This window comes from Microbispora sp. ZYX-F-249, from assembly GCF_039649665.1.
Lineage (GTDB): Bacteria > Actinomycetota > Actinomycetes > Streptosporangiales > Streptosporangiaceae > Microbispora > Microbispora maris.
In genome coordinates, this window is the sequence record NZ_JBDJAW010000190.1 from 1 (window position 1) to 338 (window position 338).

The window sequence follows — 338 nt, forward strand, 5'->3', positions numbered from 1 at the left end:
GAGCAGTCGATCGGGTGGACGCTTCCGTCCGCGGCGACGCCCTGGAAGGTCTTGCGGACGGTCAGCGGAGTGGACAGCGAGCCGTCGGCGGCCACGGCGACGTCGGCGGACTCGGGGCTGTTGCAGGCGTAGGAGGTGTCCGAAACGGCGGCGCACTGCCCGACGTGGTAGACGTCGCCCGCCTGCAGGCCCACCCCGCTCACGGTGACGACGGCGCCGTCGGAAAGCCCGGTCGAGGGCGTCACCTTGATCGCCGCCGACGCGTTCGCGGGCGACCCCGCGAGTGCGATTCCCAGCCCGAGGGCCAGCACCCCGGTGGCGGCGAGCTTGGACAGGAT

General features: G+C 72.8%; 1 protein-coding gene. It reads right to left on the reverse strand.

The genetic code is table 11. The features are described from left to right. Nucleotides 1–338: enediyne antibiotic chromoprotein (locus tag AAH991_RS40360; protein ID WP_346231223.1), on the reverse strand; the 338-nt coding region annotated here is incomplete at both ends.